Raw genomic sequence first — 16,454 nt, 5'->3', positions numbered from 1 at the left:
GTGATACGGATCAGGCCAGTGTGCACCACCACGCGCGCGTGAGGGCGGCTCCCGCTCCGGGCCCGCCCGTCGCACCGGTGTCGGACCACCGCAGGTCGGGGCCGTAGGGTGCGCGCGGGCGCCCCGCGACTGCCCGTGGCGGGCGCGTCCGAATCCGGTCACCCCGGGCTGCGCGGCCCGCACCTACCAGCGCGGCATCGAAGGCGTGACCCACTCCGGGTCGGTGATGCGCATCGCCGCCGCGTCGTCGCGCTCGCGCAGCGCACCGTCGTCGTCGAGCCACCGCTGGTGCAGGAACCGCAGCTTGGCGCGGTCGAGTTCGACGCCGAGACCGGGTGCGTCGGAGACGGTGACCTTGGCGTCGGTGAAGGTGAGGCGTTCGGTGAGGACGTCCTCGGACTGCCAGGGGTAGTGGGAGTCGCAGGCGTGGTGGAGGTTGGGGACGGTCGACGCGACGTGGGTCATCGCGGCGAGGCTGATCCCGAGGTGGGTGTTGGAGTGCATGGAGATGCCGACGCCGAACGTGCGGCAGATGGCGGCCAGTTGCTGGGTGTTGCGCAGCCCGCCCCAGTAGTGGTGGTCGGAGAGCACCACCTGTACGGCGTCACGCGTGAAGGCTTCCTTGATCTCGGCGAACGTCGTCACGCACATGTTGGTGGCGAGCGGCACGTCGGTCCCGGCGGACACCTCGGCCATGGCCGGGGTACCGAGGGCGGGGTCCTCCAGGTATTCGAGGACGTCCCCGAGTTCCTTCGCCACCTTCAGTGAAGTCTCCACGGACCAGGCGCCGTTGGGGTCGAGGCGGAGGGGGTGGTCGGGGAAGGCCGCCGCCAACGCCCGTACGGCGGCGATCTCTTCGTCGGGCGGGAAGACCCCTCCCTTGAGCTTGAAGGAGGTGAAGCCGTACCGCTCCTTGAACTTCCGTGCCTGCTCGACGACTCCGGCCGGGTCGACGGCGGCACCCCAGTCGTCCTTCTCGGCCGCGATGCCCTCGGGGTGGTCGGCCCACTTGTAGAACAGGTACGCGCTGTACTCCACCGCGTCCCTCAACTTGCCCCCGAGCAGGGCGTGCACGGGCAGCCCGAGCGACTTGCCGAGCGCGTCGAGGCAGGCGACCTCGAAGGCGGAGACGACGGACAGCCGCAGCTTGTCGGCGGTCTGGACCCCGCGCAGTCCACCGACGTCGACCTGCCCGGAGACCCGCGAACTGTCGACGGCCAGCTCGTCGGCGACGGTGAACAGGCCGTTCGTGTCGCTGACTTGACGGCCGATCAGCTTCTCTGCGAACGGGCGGGCCAGTTCCAGGTACTTGGTGTCGCCGTAGGTCTCGCCGAGGCCGGTGATCCCGTCGGCCGTCTCGATCTCGACGATCAGGCGCGGGGTGTAGGGCTGGTGGACGCCCTGGGTGTTCAGGAGGGGTGGGTCCGCGACGAGGATCGGGGTCAGGCGGACGTCGGCGATGGTGAGGTTCACAGCGCGGCTCCTACGAGGTCGAGTCCGGTGGTGAGCAGGGTCGTGAGGTCGGCCAGGTCGGCGGCCGAGGGGTCGGTGAGCGGGGCGCGTACGGGTCCCACCGGGTGGCCGCGCAGCCGGGCCGCCGCCTTGACGAGCGACACGGCGTATCCCGGTACGCGGTCGCGGAGTTCGACGAGCGGGACGTAGAAGTCGCGCAGCAGTTTCTCGACCGTCTTGTCGTCGCCGTCCCGCAACGCCGCGAAGAAGGCGTTCGCGATCTCGGGGGCGAAGGCGTGGACGGCGGAGGAGTAGGCGGGGACGCCGACGGTGGCGTAGGCGCGGGCCTGGATCTCGGCGGTGGAGGCGCCGTTGAAGAAGAGGAAGCCCTCGGGGGCGGCGAGCGTGAGGCGTTGGAGGCGGTCGAGGTCGCTGTGGCCGTCCTTGAGGCCGATGACGCCGGGGATCTGCGCGATCCGCCTGAACGCGTCCAGTCCGTAGGCGACTTGGCCGCGCTGGTAGGCGATGAGCGGGAGCCGGGTGCGGGTGGCGAGTTGCTCCAGCTGGGCCACGAGGCCGTCCTGCGGGGCGGTGACGAGGTAGTGCGGCAGGACGAGGAGCGCGTCGGCGCCGGCCTCCTCGGCGATGCGGGTGAAGCGGGCGGCCTGCGCCCAGCCGTAGCCGACACCGGCGACGACGGGGACGCGGCCCGCCGCCTCCTCGACGGTGATGGTGACGACCGTGCGGTACTCGTCCTCGTCGAGCGAGAAGAACTCGCCGGTGCCGCAGGCGGGAAAGACGGCGCCGGGGGCGGTGGCGATCCGGGCCGCGACATGGGTGCGGAAGCCGTCGGGGTCGAGGGAGCCGTCGTCGTGGAAGGAGGTGAGCGGGAAGGAGAGCACGCCGCCCGCCATCCCGTCCCGGAGCCTGCGCACCACGGTCTCCGTGTCGCCGTTCACTGCGCCATCTCCCTATGTAGACGTTATCCACGTATGAAGACAGAGATTAGATACGCGAACCGCGACCGTCAATGGGGCACCCGCGCTCGCTAACATCACCCCATGTCAGAGCCCGGTGGCGTCCGCGAGGTGAAGTCCGCCGCCCGTACGGTCGAGCTGCTCGAACTGCTCGCCGCGCGCGGCGACCGTCCCGCACGCCTCCAGGAACTCGCCGACGCGCTGGGCGTGCCGCGCAGCTCGATGTACGCCCTGCTCCAGACCCTGATCGCGCACGGCTGGGTCCGCACCGACATCACCGGTTCGCTCTACGGCATCGGCATCCACGCCCTGCTCACCGGCACGAGCTATCTGGACTCCGACCCGCGGGTGAGGGTCGTACGGCCGTATCTCGACGAGGCGTCCCAGGCGCTCGGCGAGACGATCCACCTGGGGCGGCTCGACGGGCGGGACGTGGCGTATCTCGCGACGCGGGAGTCGCACGAGTACCTGCGGACCATCAGCAGGGTGGGGCGGCGGCTCCCGGCCCATGTGGGCGCCCTGGGCAAGGCGCTCCTCGCCGAACGGCCGGACGCCCAGCTGCCTCCCGGGCCGTACGAGGCCGCCACGCCCAACACGCACACGTCCCGGGACGCGTTGGCCGCGGACCTCGCTTCGATCCGCGCCCGGGGTTACTCGATCGACCGCGAGGAGGGCGTCGTCGGGATCGTCGGCTTCGGCTTCGCCCTGCGGTACGACAGCCCGCCGCTGGACGCGATCAGTTGCTCGGTGCCGGTCGCTCGGCTGACGGCGGAGCACGAGGGGCAGATCGTTGCCGTGATGCGGGAGATCCGGGCGAAGATCGAGGGTGTGTCGGCTGCGGCCGGTGGAGCTGTGCACTGGCGGTAGTGGGCGCGCCTTCTGGGGGGGGCTGCGCCACCCGGCACCCGGAATTGGGCACTCGTTTACCCGGTCCCCCCGGCTCCAAACTGAACGTGCCCCAGATCACACACCCCGCCCTTCTTTCGTGAACCGCGTGCTTGATACAAATTGGCCGCGCGTTCCTGTCCGTCGACGGTCGTCGCCCAATCCCCCTTTTTGAGCCGCTTCTTTCGCATGCCCTGGGAACGCCCGTGTTCGCCCGCAGCACCACCACGCCCTGGCCCCTAGTCGCCCTTTTCACGGCCGGGTACCTCGCCCCCTACCTCCTGCCCACCACCGTCGGCCGTCTCGACGCCGGGCTTCCGCTGTCCGCCACGCAGGCCGGTGCCATCGGCAGTGCCCTGCTGTTGAGTTCGGCCGCGGCGGGCTTTCTGCTCGTCTCGCGCGTCGACCGGGTCGGCCCGCGCACCCTCGCCCGGATCGGCCTCGCCCTCGCCGTCCTCGGGTACGGCTCGGCCGCCCTCACCCACGCCGTCCCCGCGGTCATCGCGGGCGCGGTGGTCGGCGGCTTCGGATCGGGTACGGCCACCACGGTCGCCGCGTCCGGAATCGCCGCCGAACGCGACCCGCACCGCGCCTCCACCGTCGGCCTGCTCTGCGTGTCCGCGCTCGCGGCAGCCGTCTACCTGACGGTCCCGCACCTCGGCACCGGCCACGGCCAGCCGCTGGCCGCCATCGCCCTCACCGCACTCGCCGTATGGCCGCTGACCGGCCGCCTCCCGGTCCGTACGGCAACCGGGCACGCACGCGTGGAGACCGCGGGCCTCCCCCACCGCCGCGCCGGACTGGTCCTCGCCGCCACCCTGCTGTGCTGGTCCCTCGCCCAGAACTCCCTCTGGGGCGTCAGCGGCCGTATCGGCCTCACCCAGGCGCATCTCTCCGAGGTCACCGTCGGCGCGGTGTTCGCGGTCGCGCTCGGCACCGGCCTTGTCGGCGTGATCGGCGCGGGCGCGCTCGGGTCCCGGCTGGGGCGTGCGGTGCCGATCGGCGCGGGTACGGCGCTCATCGCGGGCTGCATCGTGCTCAGCGCGTCCGCGCACGACCTGAGGACGTTCGCGACCGGCGAGATCGCCTGGAACACGCTCTACCCGATCGTCCTGTCGTACGTCCTCGGCCTCGCCGCCTCCCTTGATCCGCGCGGGCGTTGGGCGGTCCTCGTCGGCTCGGCCTCGTCCCTGGGGACGGCGGCGGGGCCACTGGCGGGCAGCGTGCTGTCGGCGCGGGCCGGGTTCCCGGCGATGGGCGCGATCCTCGCGGTGGGGCTGGTGGTGATCGCGGTACCGATGACCGGGGTCGCGCTGTACACCGGCAGGCGCCGGGTGCAGGTGTCCCAGATCATCGAGATCCCAGTGGAGACCATCCCGTTGGAGACACCGGCACCCCATATCTACGACACGACGCCTGCCGCCTAGAACTCGTAGGCCTCCACCTCGGCGAGATACCCCGCCCGCCGCTCCTCGTCATCCTCCAGGAAGGACGCCACAAAGGAGTTCCTGGCCAACTCCCGCAACCGGTCCTCGCTCAGGCCCAGCGCCAAGCGCACCGCGTCGAAGTTGTCGCCCGCGTACCCGCCGAAGTACGCCGGGTCGTCGGAGTTGACCGTGCAGAGCAGGCCCGCGTCCAACATGGCCGGGAGTGGGTGCTCGGCGAGGACGTCCACCGCGCGCAACCGTACGTTCGACAGCGGGCACAACGTCAGTGGGATACGGTCCCGCACCAGCCGCGCCACCAGCTCCGCGTCCTCCATGCACCGCAGCCCGTGGTCGACGCGCTCGACGCCGAGGACGTCCAGCGCCTCGGTGATGTAGGCCGGCGGGCCCTCCTCACCGGCGTGCGCGACCCGTCGTAGGCCCAGCGCTGCGGCGGCCTCGTACACCTCGCGGAACTTCGCCGGCGGGTGGCCGACCTCGGCCGAGTCGAGGCCGATGCCGGTGATCCGGTCGAGGTACGGCTTCGCCGCGTCCAGCGTCTCCATGGCCGACTCGGCGGACTCGTCACGCAGGAAGCAGAGGATCAGGCGGGTCGAGATGCCGTGGTGGGGCTCGCTGCTGCCCAGCGCCCGCCACAGGCCCTCCACCACGGTGCCCATGTCCACGCCCCGCGCGAGGTGCGCCTGCGGGTCGAAGAAGATCTCCGCGTGCCGTACGCCCTGCGCGGCGGCGCGGGCGAGATAGGCGTTGGCGAGGTCCTCGAAGTCCTGCTCGGTGCGCAGGACGGCCATCAGCTCGTAGTAGAGGTTCAGGAAGGACTGGAGGTCCTCGAAGAGGTACGCCTTGCGCAGTTCTTCGGTGTCCGCGTACGGCAGCTCGACGCCGTTACGGGCGGCGAGTGCGAAGGCCAGCTCGGGTTCCAGGGTGCCTTCGATGTGCAGGTGCAGTTCGGCTTTGGGAATGGGCATCGAAGTATCGTACGGGTGTTTTACCGCCGTTTCGGAACCGGCACCCTGAGTAGATCGTGCGCCACGGTCAGCTCACCCTCGAAGCCCGCCGCCCGTGCCTGACGCTCGAACTCCTCCGGCTCGGAGTAGCGCTGGCTGAAGTGGGTCAGGACGAGATGTCGTACGCCCGCCTCCCGCGCCACCCGGGCCGCCTGTCCTGCGGTCAAGTGGCCATGGTCCACGGCCAGTTGCTCGTCCTCGTCGAGGAAGGTCGACTCGATCGCCAGCAGGTCGCAGCCGTCGGCCAGGGCGTGCACCCCGTCGCACAGCCGGGTGTCCATGACGAACGCGAAACGCTGCCCGTGCCGTACCTCACTGACGTCGTCGAGGGTCACATCGCCGATCGTCCCCTCGCGCTGGATGCGGCCCACGTCCGGGCCCTTGATGCCGTGCGCGGCGAGGCGGTCGGGGAGCATGCGGCGGCCGTCGGGTTCGGTGAGGCGGTAGCCGTAGGACTCGACGGGGTGGGAGAGCTTGCGGGTCTCCAGCGTGTAGGCGGGCGTGGTGGTGAGTACTCCGTCCTCCGACACCGGGGACTCCGTGATGCCGACCGTCTCGCGGTACGCCGTGGCGTAGCGCAGGCGGTCGAAGAAGCGCTGGCCCGACTTCGGGTAGTGCGCGGTGATCGGGTGCGGGACGCGGTCCAGGTTGATGCGCTGGATGACGCCCGCGAGGCCGAGGGAGTGGTCGCCGTGGAAGTGGGTGACGCAGATGCGGTTGAGGTCGTGCGCGGCGACCCCGGCGCGCAGCATCTGGCGCTGGGTGCCCTCGCCGGGGTCGAAGAGGATGCCCTCGCCGTCCCAGCGGAGGAGGTAGCCGTTGTGGTTGCGGTGCCGGGTGGGGACCTGGCTGGCGGTGCCGAGGACCACGAACTCGCGTACGGACATGGCTGGTTATCCGGGCGGCCACTGCATGCCGCGGCCGCCCATGACGTGGGCGTGGGCGTGGAACACGGTCTGGCCTACGCCGCTGCCGGTGTTGAAGATGACGCGGTAGCTGTCCAGCTTCTCGTCGGTCGCCACCTCGCCGGCCTCGCGCAGTACGTCTGCGGCGATTGCCGGTTCGGCGGCGGCGAGGGAGGCGGCGTCGGGGTAGTGGACTCGGGGGATCACCAGGACGTGGGTCGGGGCCTGGGGGTTGATGTCTCGGAACGCGACAGTGGTGGCTGTCTCTCGGATGATCGTCGCCGGGATGTGGCCTGCGACGATCTTGCAGAACAGGCAGTCGTCCTGCGGGTCCCCTGACATGTGGGTTTCCTCCGAGGCTGGGGGTGCTTTACGCGGGGCATCGTATCGTCGTCGGGTGCGGGTGGGTGGGGGCTGGTCGCGCCCACGCGGCGGAGCCGCAAATCGACACAGCCCCGCGCCCCTTTAGGTGGGCAAAGTGGGCGGGTTTTTTGCCGGAACGGTCTCCAGTGACTCCAACGCCAAGCGGATCGCCTCGTCCAGCTGTGCGTCCCTCCCCGCCGCATAATCCTGAGGCCGCTGCACCACCTCCACGTCCGGATCCACCCCGTGGTTCTCCACCCCCCACCCATAACCCTCAAGCCAGAACGCGTACTTGGGCTGGGTGATCAACGTGCCGTCCACCAACCGGTACCTGCTGTCGATACCGATGACTCCGCCCCATGTACGCGTACCGACCACCGGTCCGATCCCCAGCGCCTTGATCGCCGCGTTGACGATGTCGCCGTCGGAGCCGGAGAACTCGTTGGCCACGGCTACGACGGGGCCGCGGGGCGCGTCCGCGGGATAGCTGTACGGCCGCATGCCCCGGGGGAGGTCCCAGCCGACGATCCGGCGGGCCAGTTTTTCGACGACGAGTTGGGAGGTGTGGCCGCCGCGGTTCTCGCGGACGTCGACGACCAGACCCTCGCGGGCCACCTCGACGCGCAGGTCGCGGTGGATCTGCGCCCAGCCGGGCGCCTGCATGTCGGGGACGTGGAGGTAGCCGAGTCGGCCGCCGGACTTCTCGTGGACGTAGGCGCGGCGGTCGGCCACCCATGCGTGGTAGTACAGCGGTTCCTCGTCCGCGAGGGGGACGACCACCGCGTGCCGCGGGTCGCCGCCGCCGGACGGGGAGATGGTCAGCTCGATGGGCTTGCCCGCCGTACCGACGAGCAGGGGGCCGGGGCCGGTCACCGGGTCGACGGGCCTGCCCGCGACCGCGAGGATCGCGTCGCCCGCGCGTACGGCGACGCCGGGGGCGGCGAGCGGGGCGCGGGCGTTCGGGTCGGAGGTCTCGGAGGGCAGGATGCGGTCGATGCGCCAACTGCCGTCCTCGTGACGGGAGATGTCGGCGCCGAGCAGTCCCTGCCGCTCGCCGTGGCCGTGGCCGCCGCGCGGGGTGACGTAGGCGTGCGAGGTGCCGAGTTCGCCGTGCACCTCCCAGAGGAGGTCGACTAGGTCGTCGTGGGTGGCGACGCGGTCCAGGACGGGGCGGTAGCGGTCGAGTACGCCGTCCCAGTCGATGCCGCCCAGGTCGGCGCGCCAGAAGTTGTCGCGCATGATGCGGCCGGTCTCGTCGTACATCTGCCGCCACTCGGCGGCCGGGTCGACGGTCTGGCGGATGCGGGACAGGTCGACGTTGATGTTCGTGTCGCTGTCGTCGTCCTCGGAGGAGGCGCGGCGGTCGCTCGGTACGACCCTCAGCTTGTGGTCGGTCCACAGCAGGACGCGTTTGCCGTCGCCGCTGACCTCGAAGTGGTCGGCGTCTCCGGCGAGGTGCTCGATGCGCTGCTGGGCGAGGTCGTAGCGCTCCAACTCGGTTTTGGGGTCGGGGTCTTCGGGGGTCGCGCGGGTGGCGCCGAGGACTCCCTCCACCGGGTGGCGCAGCCACAGCACGCCGTCCTTGGCCGCGCGCAGGTTGGTGTAGCGGCCGGCCTCGACGGGGAACGGGACGATGCGGTCGGCGAGGCCTTCGAGGTCGACGCGGGTGGTCGGGCGGCCCTCGCTGTCGGGGGTCTCGTCCTTGTCGGGGGCCTCGAAGGGGCGGCCGTGCCGCTGCGGTCCGAAGGGGGACGGGGTGGTCGCGGCGAGGGTGATCAGGTGCGGGCGGTCGCCGACCACGAAGGCCAGGTCGAAGACGAACTCGTCGTAGACCGGGTCGAGGGAGCGGGTGGAGAGGAAGACCAGGTGCTTGCCGTCGAGGGTGAAGGCGGGGGCGTAGTCCTGGAAGCGGAGCGGGGTGGCCTCGGTGACCGACAGGTCGGTGGTGTTGGCGAGCTTGAGCTGGCGCAGCGGGCGCGGGCCGGGGTGCGACCAGGCGAGCCAGGCCGAGTCCGGGGAGAAGGCGAGGCCCGATGCGTCGCCGTCCTCGCTGCGGTCGACCTCGCGGACCTCGCCGGTCTCCCGCTCGATGAGGAGGACGCGTCCGTCGTGCGAGCCCACGGCGACCCGGCTGCCGTCGGGGGCCACGGTGAGCGCGAGGACGCGGCCGAGCTGTCCGGCGGCGAGCCTGCGCGGGGTCGCGCCGGGCGCGAGGCCGGTGGCGGGGGCGAACTCCAGGGCGTCGTCGCCCTCGGCGTCGGTCACCCACACCACCCACTCCTCGCCGTCGGCGCGGAAGGTGCGGGGCAGCCGGGCGCGGACGCCGGGGGTGACGGCGAGCGCGCGGGCGGGGCCGGAGCGGTGGGTGACCCAGTGGACGGCGCCGCGCACGGAGACCGCGCTGCCGCGCGCGGTGTGGTCGGGCGACGCGGACCCGAACCAGCGGGACGCGGTCACCGGGAACGGCTGCTGGTCGGTGCGCTGGCCGCCGAGGCGGATGTCGAGCCGGCGCGGTTCGGCACCGTCCAGGTCGTCGAGGAGCCAGAGTTCACCGGCGGAGGAGTAGATGATCCGGGTGCCGTCACCGGACGCGTGCCGGGCGTAGAAGCCGTCGAGCGGGGTGTGGCGGCGGAGGTCGGAGCCGTCCGCGAGGGAGGAGTACAGCGCGCCGGTGCCCTCGTGGTCGGAGAGGAACGCGATCCTCTCCCCCGCCCACACCGGGTACTCGATGTTGCCGTCCAACTCCTCGTGCAGGCGCGTGAATTCGCCGTCGCCCTCGCGGTCGATCCACAACTTGCCCGCCGTGCCGCCCCGGTAGCGCTTCCACCAGGCGGCCTCGCGGCCCATGGGTGCGGAGAGCAGGACGGTGGCCGTGGGGCCGACGGCGACGTCTCCAACAAGGCCGTACGGCAGGGTGGTTGCGGGGCCGCCGTCCAGCGGGACCGCGCGGGCCCAGCTGCGGCGGAGGTTCGCCTGGCCCTGGGTGCTGGTCACGAGGACCTCGCCGTCGGCGGTCCAGCCGCGCACCTGGGTGCGTGAACTGCCCCAGTACGTCAGGCGTTTGGCGGGCCCGCCGTCGACGGAGGCGATGTGCACCTCGGGGGCGCCGTCGCGGGTGGAGGTCCAGGCGACGGTCGTGCCGTCGGGCGAGATGCGGGGGTGGGTCACCGGCACGTTCTCGGCGCTGACCCGCCAGGCCCGGCCGCCGCCGTCGAGGGGCGCCAGCCACACGTCGTCCTCGGCGGTGAAGGCGACCAACTCGCCGTGCAGGTGCGGGAAGCGGAGATAGGCCTGGGCTGCGGACACTGAGGGCTGAGTCACCTGATCAGGTTATGCATCGGCGGTATCCGCCGACAGCCCTTTGGATCACTTGCCTTCCACGGGCCAGCAGGTCGGGTCGCCCTTGCACCAGATGGTCTTGGTGACGGTGACGGTCGGTCCCGGGCCGTAGGTGAGGGACGGGTTCGGGTTGGACACGGACGACGGTGTCGCCGCGTTGCAGTCGCCGAGCCCGGTCACGTGGAACACCTGTTTGCCGCCGACCTTGGCGACCAGGTCACCGCGCACACAGGCGCCGTCGACGGCCCGGGTGACCTTGCCGGTGACGGTGATGCTCCGGTTGTCGTTCGTCTGTCCCTGGCAGTCCACGGAGACGACGGTACTCTCGGTCGGCGAGGGCGTCTTCCCTGGCGTGTAGGCCTTGTTGCCGCTGCCGTAGTTGCCCGTGCAGGTCAGATAGCGCACGCTCACATGGTCCCGCTTGAGCTCCGCGGTCGCCGTCTTGTCGGTCGTGTACGCGACGGTCGCCGCGCTGAGATCGCCGGGCTGGCACGCCACGGCCCCGCCCACGGTCACCATCGCGAGCCCCGCCACAGCGGCCACCCGTCGCCCGCGCGGCCGACGCCGGTTTCGCCTCAACACCCCCATGGACGGCAGCCTGCCACCGTCAGGGCGCACACGGAAGAGCGCATACGGCCACGCGTGCGCCGGGGGCGCGGTCACCCGGCGCACGATCCGTCAGCCCCGCAGCAGCAGCCACTCCTGAAGCTCCACCACATTGCCCTCGGGGTCCTTGAGATGCGCGACCCGCATCCGGTCCGTCATCGGCGCCGGGCCGTGCAGCAGGGTCGCACCCCGGGCGGCGATCTGCTCGCAGTACCCGTCCAGGTCGTCGACGCGCAGGACCACGAGCGAGCGGTGCCCGGTCGCCAAGTCCCCCAGTTCACCGAGGACTTGGGCCATCATCGCGCGGTCCTGGAGGGCGATCCCGGCCGAGCCGACGGCGGGGCTGAACTTCTCGTAGGGCCCCTCGGCCGCCCCCGACTGGGGCTTCAGGCCGAGGACTTCGGCGTAGAAGCGGTAGCAGGCGGCGAAGTCGGTGACGAGCAGGCGTACGTGGGCGAGTTCCACGGCAGTCTCCCCTGGTTCAGGACCAGCGTCCGGTACGGCCCAGGAGCAGGGCCGTGGCCGCGGTTCCGGCGGTCGATGTGCGCAGCACGCTACGCCCGAGCCGGCAGGCCTTCGCCCCGGCTTCCTCGAAGAGGGCCAACTCCTCGGGCGAGACGCCGCCTTCGGGGCCCACGACCAGCACGATCTGGCCCTCGGCGGGGAGTTCGGCGGTGGCGAGGGGCTCGCTGCCGTAGTCGCGGTCCTCGTGGAGTACGGCGGCGAAGTCGGCTTTGGCCAGAAGTGCCGCAACCTGCTTGCTCGTCACGGCGTCCGCGACCTCCGGGAAGCGCAGCCGGCGGGACTGCTTGCCGGCCTCCCGGGCGGTGGCCCGCCACTTGGCGAGGGCCTTCAGGCCCCGCTCGCCCTTCCACTGCGTGATGCAACGGGAGGCCGCCCAGGGGACGATCGCGTCGACACCGGTCTCGGTCATCGTCTCCACGGCCAGCTCGCCGCGGTCGCCCTTGGGGAGGGCCTGGACGACGGTGATGCGGGGGGTGGGTTCGGCCTCGACGGGAAAATTGTGGAGTTCGACGATCAGCCGGTCCTTGCCCTCCGCCCTGAGGACCACACCGGCGGCGCCCCGGCCCTGCCCGTCCGTGAGCACGACGTCCTCGCCGGGCTGCAGCCGCCGTACGGAAACGGCGTGCCGTCCCTCGGGGCCGTCCACCTCGGCGACGGAGCCGGGGCCCACGCCCGCCAGGGAGTCGACGACGAACACCGGGGCGGTCATCGGAGATCTCCCCCGGTGGACAACGCTGTCCGGGCGGACGCCAGTTCGGCGACCAGTACCTCGACCAGCTGGCCGGCCGGCAGCTCGCGTGCCATGCGGTGGCCCTGCCCGGCCCACAGCGCCATGCCCTGCGCGTCCCCGGCCTTGGCGGCGGCCTTGCGCAGCGGCGAGGTGAGGTGGTGGACCTCCGGATAGGCGGCGGGGGCGTACGGGCCGTGCTCGCGCATGAAGCGGTTGACCAGGCCGCGGGCCGGGCGGCCGGAGAACGCGCGGGTCAACTCGGTACGCGTGAACAGGGGGTTGGTGAGCGCCAGCTTGTGCAGCGTGTGGGCGCCGGACTCGGGTGCGGCGAGGAACGCCGTGCCGAGCTGGGCCGCTCTCGCGCCCGCCGCGAGGGCGGCGGCGATCTGGCTGCCGCGCATCAGACCGCCGGCGGCGACGATCGGGAGGCTCACCGTCTCGCGGATCTGGGCGACGAGGGAGAGCAGGCCGACGCCGGAGCCGTCGTTCTCAGGGAGGTCGCGGTGGGTGCCCTGGTGGCCGCCGGCCTCGACGCCCTGCGCGATCACCGCGTCGGCACCGGCCCGCTCCACGGCGAGGGCCTCCTCGACGGTGGTGACGGTGACGAGGGTGAAGGTGCCGGCCCGGCGCAGCGAGTCCAGTACGTCATGGGTGGGGATGCCGAAGTGGAAGGAGGCCACCGGCACCGGGTTGTCGAGCAGGACGGACAGCTTGGCGTCGTAGCCGTCCTCGCGGCCGCTGTCCGGGTCGCCGAGCTCCGTCTCGTACCAGGCGGCCTCACCGGCCAGTTGGTGGGCGTAGACGTCGACGGCGGCCTTGTCCGCGTACTCCGGCTGCGGCATGAACAGGTTCACGCCGAAGGGGCGGGCCGTCAGGCTCCGCAGCTGCTTGATCTCCTGGTACATGCCGTCGGCCGTTTTGTACCCGGCGGCGAGGAATCCCAGCCCGCCGGCCTCGGACACGGCGGCCGCGAGGCGCGGGACGGAGACACCGCCCGCCATGGGGGCCTGCACGATCGGATGAGGGAAGAGATCGGTCAGTGCGGAGGACATGACGGCATGTTGTCACGTCCTCCGAACAAGTCCGAATCCGGCCTTCCGCCCGGCATAGGACAGGCGCATGCCCGGCGGTCGGCGCTCTTCGAACCCACGGTCAGCGACCGTTGAACGCGTCCTTCAGCCGGGAGAACAAGCCCTGCTGACCCGGCTGGAACGTCCCCATGGGCCGCTCCTCGCCGCGCAGCTTCGCCAGCTCCCGGAGTAGACGTTCCTGCTCCACGTCCAGCTTGGTCGGGGTGGTGACCTCGACGTGGACGATGAGGTCGCCCCGGCCGCCGCCGCGCAGATGCGTGATGCCTCGGGTGTGCAGCGGGATCGACTGGCCGGACTGGGTGCCCGGGCGGATGTCGACCTCCTCCATGCCGTCCAGCGTCTCCAACGGCACCTTCGTGCCGAGGGACGCCGCCGTCATCGGGAGGGTGACCGTGCAGTGCAGGTCGTCGCCGCGGCGCTGGAACATCGCGTGCGGCAGCTCGTGGATCTCGACGTACAGGTCACCGGCGGGGCCGCCACCGGGGCCGACCTCGCCCTCGCCCGCGAGCTGGATCCGCGTGCCGTTGTCCACACCGGCCGGGATCTTGACCGTGAGGGTGCGCCGCGAGCGGACGCGGCCGTCACCGGCGCACTCCGGGCACGGTGTCGGCACGACGGTGCCGAAGCCCTGGCACTGGGGGCAGGGGCGGGACGTCATGACCTGGCCCAGGAAGGACCGGGTCACCTGCGAGACCTCACCGCGACCGCGACACATGTCACAGGTCTGCGCGGAGGTGCCGGGGGCCGCGCCCTCGCCGTTGCAGGTGTTGCAGACGACGGCCGTGTCGACCTGGATGTCCTTCGTCGTGCCGAAGGCGGCCTCGTCGAGCTCGATCTCCAGCCGGATCATGGCGTCCTGGCCGCGGCGGGTGCGCGAGCGCGGTCCGCGCTGCGACGCCGTACCGAAGAACGCGTCCATGATGTCCGAGAAGTTCCCGAAGCCACCGGCTCCGAAGCCCGCGCCCGCGCCGCCCGCCTGCGAGAGGGGGTCGCCGCCGAGGTCGTAGACCTGCTTCTTCTGCGGGTCCGAGAGCACCTCGTAAGCGGCGTTGATCTCCTTGAACCGCTCCTGGGTCTTCGGATCCGGATTCACGTCCGGGTGCAGCTCGCGCGCGAGCCTACGGAAGGCCTTCTTGATCTCATCCTGCGACGCGTCGCGACGCACGCCGAGAACGGCGTAGTAGTCCGTGGCCACTTAGGACTCCGCCAGGATCTGTCCGACGTACCGTGCCACTGCGCGTACCGCTCCCATCGTTCCCGGGTAATCCATGCGGGTCGGTCCGACCACGCCGAGCTTGGCGACTGCCTCGCCGCCCGAACCGTAGCCGACCGACACCACCGATGTGGAGTTGAGTCCCTCGTAGGCGTTCTCGTGACCGATCCGTACGGTCATGCCCGAATCCCCCGCCTCACCAAGCAACTTGAGGAGAACGACCTGTTCCTCAAGTGCTTCCAGGATGGGGCGGATGGTGAGGGGAAAGTCATGTCCGAAGCGGGTGAGATTGGCGGTGCCGCCGATCATCAATCGCTCCTCGGTCTCCTCGACGAGGGTCTCCAGGAGGGTGGAGAGCACCGTCGCGACCGTGCCGCGGTCCTCGTTCTCGAAGGCCTCCGGCAGGTCCTGCACGAGCTGCGGTACGTCCGCGAAGCGGCGGCCCGCGATCCGGCTGTTGAGCCGCGCGCGTAGATCCGCGAGCGAGCTCTCCCCGAACGGGGCCGGGCAGTCGACCATGCGCTGCTCGACCCGCCCGGTGTCGGTGATCAGCACGAGCATCACGCGCGCGGGGGCCAGCGACAGCAGCTCCACGTGCCGGACGGTCGAGCGGGTCAGCGAGGGGTACTGCACGACGGCGACCTGCCGGGTGAGCTGCGCGAGCAGCCGGACCGTACGGCCCACGACGTCGTCGAGGTCGACCGCGCCGTCGAGGAAGTTCTGGATGGCCTTGCGCTCGGGGCCGGTCATCGGCTTGACGCCGGCGAGCTTGTCGACGAACAGCCGGTAGCCCTTGTCGGTCGGAATCCGCCCGGCGCTGGTGTGCGGCTGGGCGATGTACCCCTCGTCCTCCAGGGCCGCCATGTCGTTGCGCACGGTCGCCGGGGAGACGCCGAGGCTGTGCCGCTCGGTGAGCGCCTTGGACCCGACCGGCTCCTCGGTGCCGACATAGTCCTGGACGATGGCGCGCAGCACCTGAAGCCTGCGTTCGCTGAGCATCGCGCACACCTCCAGTTCTGGTCGCCTTTGTCGCCGCTTGTCGCGAGCCCGCCCTTTTCTGGCACTCTGTGCGCGCGAGTGCCAGCGTTCCCCGGCCCAGTGTACGGCCGTGGGGTACACCCCGGGCAAGGCCGGTCCTGCGATGTCACGCCCTGGGTACCGTCACCGTTAGCGTCGCCGTATGACGGTGACTTGGGAAGAGGCGGGGTGGGAGCGGCTGGCCGCCGGGGTGGGGCGGTGCCGGCTGCCTGGCTGGGACTGCACGGTCGGGCTGGTCGTCGGGGCGGGTTCGGCGCTGATGATCGACGCCGGGTCGAGTCCGGCGGAGGGCGCGCGGTTGCGTACGGAGGCGCAGGCGCTCGCCGGGCACCGTGTGACCCATCTCGCGCTCACCCACGCCCATTTCGACCATGTCTTCGGGGCTGCGGCGTTCACGGACGCGGAGGTGTTCGGCGCGGCGGGCGTGGAGCACGTGTTGACGCGCGAGCGCGAGGATCTACGGACGGACGCTGTCCGAAACGGGCTGCACGCGCGCGTGGCCGACGAGGCCGTAGCCGCTCTGACGTACCCGCGTCACCAGGTGTCGGACGAGTTGGCACTCCCCCTGGGCGGCGACCGGGAGGCCCTGCTCGCCGACGTCGGCCCCGGACACACGGCCCACGATCTCGCGGTCCTCGTCCCCGGCTCCCCGGCGGTCGTGTTCTGCGGCGACCTGGTCGAGGAGTCCGGTGAACCCCAGGCGGGCCCCGACGCCGTACCGTCGCACTGGCCTGCGGCGCTTGACCGGCTCCTCTCCCTGGGCGGGGAGGACGCGCTGTACGTGCCCGGTCACGGAGCGGTGGTGGACGCGGGGTTCGTACGGGCCCAACGGGACGCGTTGGCAACGCGTTTCGGCGTGTCGCGGTGACGCCTGTCGG

15 protein-coding genes are annotated in these 16,454 nt (G+C 71.5%); 3 read left to right on the top strand and 12 right to left on the bottom strand.

Annotated elements, in window-relative coordinates:
* Positions 1-183 precede the first annotated feature (183 nt).
* Positions 184-1,473 carry a glucarate dehydratase family protein gene (locus tag AB0I69_RS21910; RefSeq protein ID WP_363097296.1) on the bottom strand — a complete coding sequence of 430 codons (1,290 nt, stop codon included), beginning with the start codon at positions 1,471-1,473 and terminating at the stop codon, positions 184-186.
* Complete coding sequence (locus tag AB0I69_RS21905) at positions 1,470-2,366, bottom strand: 5-dehydro-4-deoxyglucarate dehydratase (protein WP_363097509.1); 897 nt, start codon at positions 2,364-2,366, stop codon at positions 1,470-1,472. The genes AB0I69_RS21910 and AB0I69_RS21905 overlap by 4 nt, the downstream gene beginning before the upstream one ends.
* Positions 2,367-2,513: 147 nt before the next feature.
* Between AB0I69_RS21905 and AB0I69_RS21900 the strand changes: the two genes are divergently transcribed.
* Both AB0I69_RS21900 and AB0I69_RS21895 read left to right on the top strand, forming a co-directional pair.
* Positions 2,514-3,296, top strand: coding sequence for an IclR family transcriptional regulator (locus AB0I69_RS21900; RefSeq protein ID WP_363097295.1), 783 nt, complete (start codon positions 2,514-2,516; stop codon positions 3,294-3,296).
* A 224-nt stretch (positions 3,297-3,520) separates the two neighbouring features.
* Entirely contained in the window at positions 3,521-4,741 is a 1,221-nt protein-coding gene (locus tag AB0I69_RS21895; RefSeq protein WP_363097294.1) for an MFS transporter, read from the top strand.
* Here the strand turns inward: AB0I69_RS21895 and AB0I69_RS21890 are convergent.
* The 10 genes from AB0I69_RS21890 to hrcA form a co-directional block, all read right to left on the bottom strand.
* A complete protein-coding gene (locus AB0I69_RS21890) occupies positions 4,738-5,727 on the bottom strand; it encodes an adenosine deaminase (protein WP_363097293.1) in 990 nt (329 codons plus the stop codon). The two genes, AB0I69_RS21895 and AB0I69_RS21890, sit on opposite strands and share 4 nt — an antisense overlap.
* Before the next feature lie 20 nt (positions 5,728-5,747).
* Positions 5,748-6,653 carry a ribonuclease Z gene (locus AB0I69_RS21885; RefSeq protein ID WP_363097292.1) on the bottom strand — a complete coding sequence of 302 codons (906 nt, stop codon included), beginning with the start codon at positions 6,651-6,653 and terminating at the stop codon, positions 5,748-5,750.
* A gap of 6 nt (positions 6,654-6,659) precedes the next feature.
* Positions 6,660-7,013 carry a histidine triad nucleotide-binding protein gene (locus tag AB0I69_RS21880; RefSeq protein ID WP_363097291.1) on the bottom strand — a complete coding sequence of 118 codons (354 nt, stop codon included), beginning with the start codon at positions 7,011-7,013 and terminating at the stop codon, positions 6,660-6,662.
* A gap of 123 nt (positions 7,014-7,136) precedes the next feature.
* Positions 7,137-10,355 carry a S41 family peptidase gene (locus tag AB0I69_RS21875; RefSeq protein WP_363097290.1) on the bottom strand — a complete coding sequence of 1,073 codons (3,219 nt, stop codon included), beginning with the start codon at positions 10,353-10,355 and terminating at the stop codon, positions 7,137-7,139.
* A 45-nt stretch (positions 10,356-10,400) separates the two neighbouring features.
* A complete protein-coding gene (locus tag AB0I69_RS21870) occupies positions 10,401-10,907 on the bottom strand; it encodes a hypothetical protein (RefSeq protein WP_363097508.1) in 507 nt (168 codons plus the stop codon).
* Between the two features lie 144 nt (positions 10,908-11,051).
* On the bottom strand, positions 11,052-11,444 hold the full coding sequence (locus AB0I69_RS21865; protein ID WP_363097289.1) for a VOC family protein: 393 nt from the start codon (positions 11,442-11,444) through the stop codon (positions 11,052-11,054).
* 16 nt (positions 11,445-11,460) lie between these two features.
* Entirely contained in the window at positions 11,461-12,213 is a 753-nt protein-coding gene (locus AB0I69_RS21860) for a 16S rRNA (uracil(1498)-N(3))-methyltransferase (RefSeq protein ID WP_363097288.1), read from the bottom strand.
* Entirely contained in the window at positions 12,210-13,286 is a 1,077-nt protein-coding gene (locus AB0I69_RS21855; RefSeq protein WP_363097287.1) for a nitronate monooxygenase, read from the bottom strand. Before AB0I69_RS21855 ends, AB0I69_RS21860 begins: the two co-directional genes overlap by 4 nt.
* Before the next feature lie 100 nt (positions 13,287-13,386).
* Positions 13,387-14,520, bottom strand: a complete 1,134-nt coding sequence (dnaJ, locus tag AB0I69_RS21850; protein WP_328683406.1) for a molecular chaperone DnaJ — start codon at positions 14,518-14,520, stop codon at positions 13,387-13,389.
* Complete coding sequence (gene hrcA, locus AB0I69_RS21845) at positions 14,521-15,537, bottom strand: heat-inducible transcriptional repressor HrcA (RefSeq protein WP_019074081.1); 1,017 nt, start codon at positions 15,535-15,537, stop codon at positions 14,521-14,523.
* Between the two features lie 181 nt (positions 15,538-15,718).
* Between hrcA and AB0I69_RS21840 the strand changes: the two genes are divergently transcribed.
* The gene (locus AB0I69_RS21840) at positions 15,719-16,444 is read left to right on the top strand and encodes an MBL fold metallo-hydrolase (RefSeq protein WP_363097286.1); all 726 of its coding nucleotides are present in this window, start codon (positions 15,719-15,721) and stop codon (positions 16,442-16,444) included.
* Positions 16,445-16,454: the final 10 nt, after the last annotated feature.

This window comes from Streptomyces sp. NPDC050508 (genome assembly GCF_040655155.1).
Taxonomy (GTDB): domain Bacteria; phylum Actinomycetota; class Actinomycetes; order Streptomycetales; family Streptomycetaceae; genus Streptomyces.
Note: the sequence above shows the minus strand (reverse complement) of the source record. Positions and strands in the feature narration are given on the sequence as shown.

What these genes read in the sequence shown, in the direction of transcription:
- hrcA (WP_019074081.1), bottom strand. Translation starts at nt 15,537, where the DNA reads ATGCTCAGCGAACGCAGGCTTCAGGTGCTGCGCGCCATCGTCCAGGAC.
- AB0I69_RS21900 (WP_363097295.1), top strand. Translation starts at nt 2,514, where the DNA reads ATGTCAGAGCCCGGTGGCGTCCGCGAGGTGAAGTCCGCCGCCCGTACG.
- AB0I69_RS21860 (WP_363097288.1), bottom strand. Translation starts at nt 12,213, where the DNA reads ATGACCGCCCCGGTGTTCGTCGTCGACTCCCTGGCGGGCGTGGGCCCC.
- AB0I69_RS21905 (WP_363097509.1), bottom strand. Translation starts at nt 2,366, where the DNA reads ATGGCGGGCGGCGTGCTCTCCTTCCCGCTCACCTCCTTCCACGACGAC.
- AB0I69_RS21890 (WP_363097293.1), bottom strand. Translation starts at nt 5,727, where the DNA reads ATGCCCATTCCCAAAGCCGAACTGCACCTGCACATCGAAGGCACCCTG.
- AB0I69_RS21880 (WP_363097291.1), bottom strand. Translation starts at nt 7,013, where the DNA reads ATGTCAGGGGACCCGCAGGACGACTGCCTGTTCTGCAAGATCGTCGCA.
- AB0I69_RS21855 (WP_363097287.1), bottom strand. Translation starts at nt 13,286, where the DNA reads ATGTCCTCCGCACTGACCGATCTCTTCCCTCATCCGATCGTGCAGGCC.
- AB0I69_RS21885 (WP_363097292.1), bottom strand. Translation starts at nt 6,653, where the DNA reads ATGTCCGTACGCGAGTTCGTGGTCCTCGGCACCGCCAGCCAGGTCCCC.
- AB0I69_RS21840 (WP_363097286.1), top strand. Translation starts at nt 15,719, where the DNA reads ATGACGGTGACTTGGGAAGAGGCGGGGTGGGAGCGGCTGGCCGCCGGG.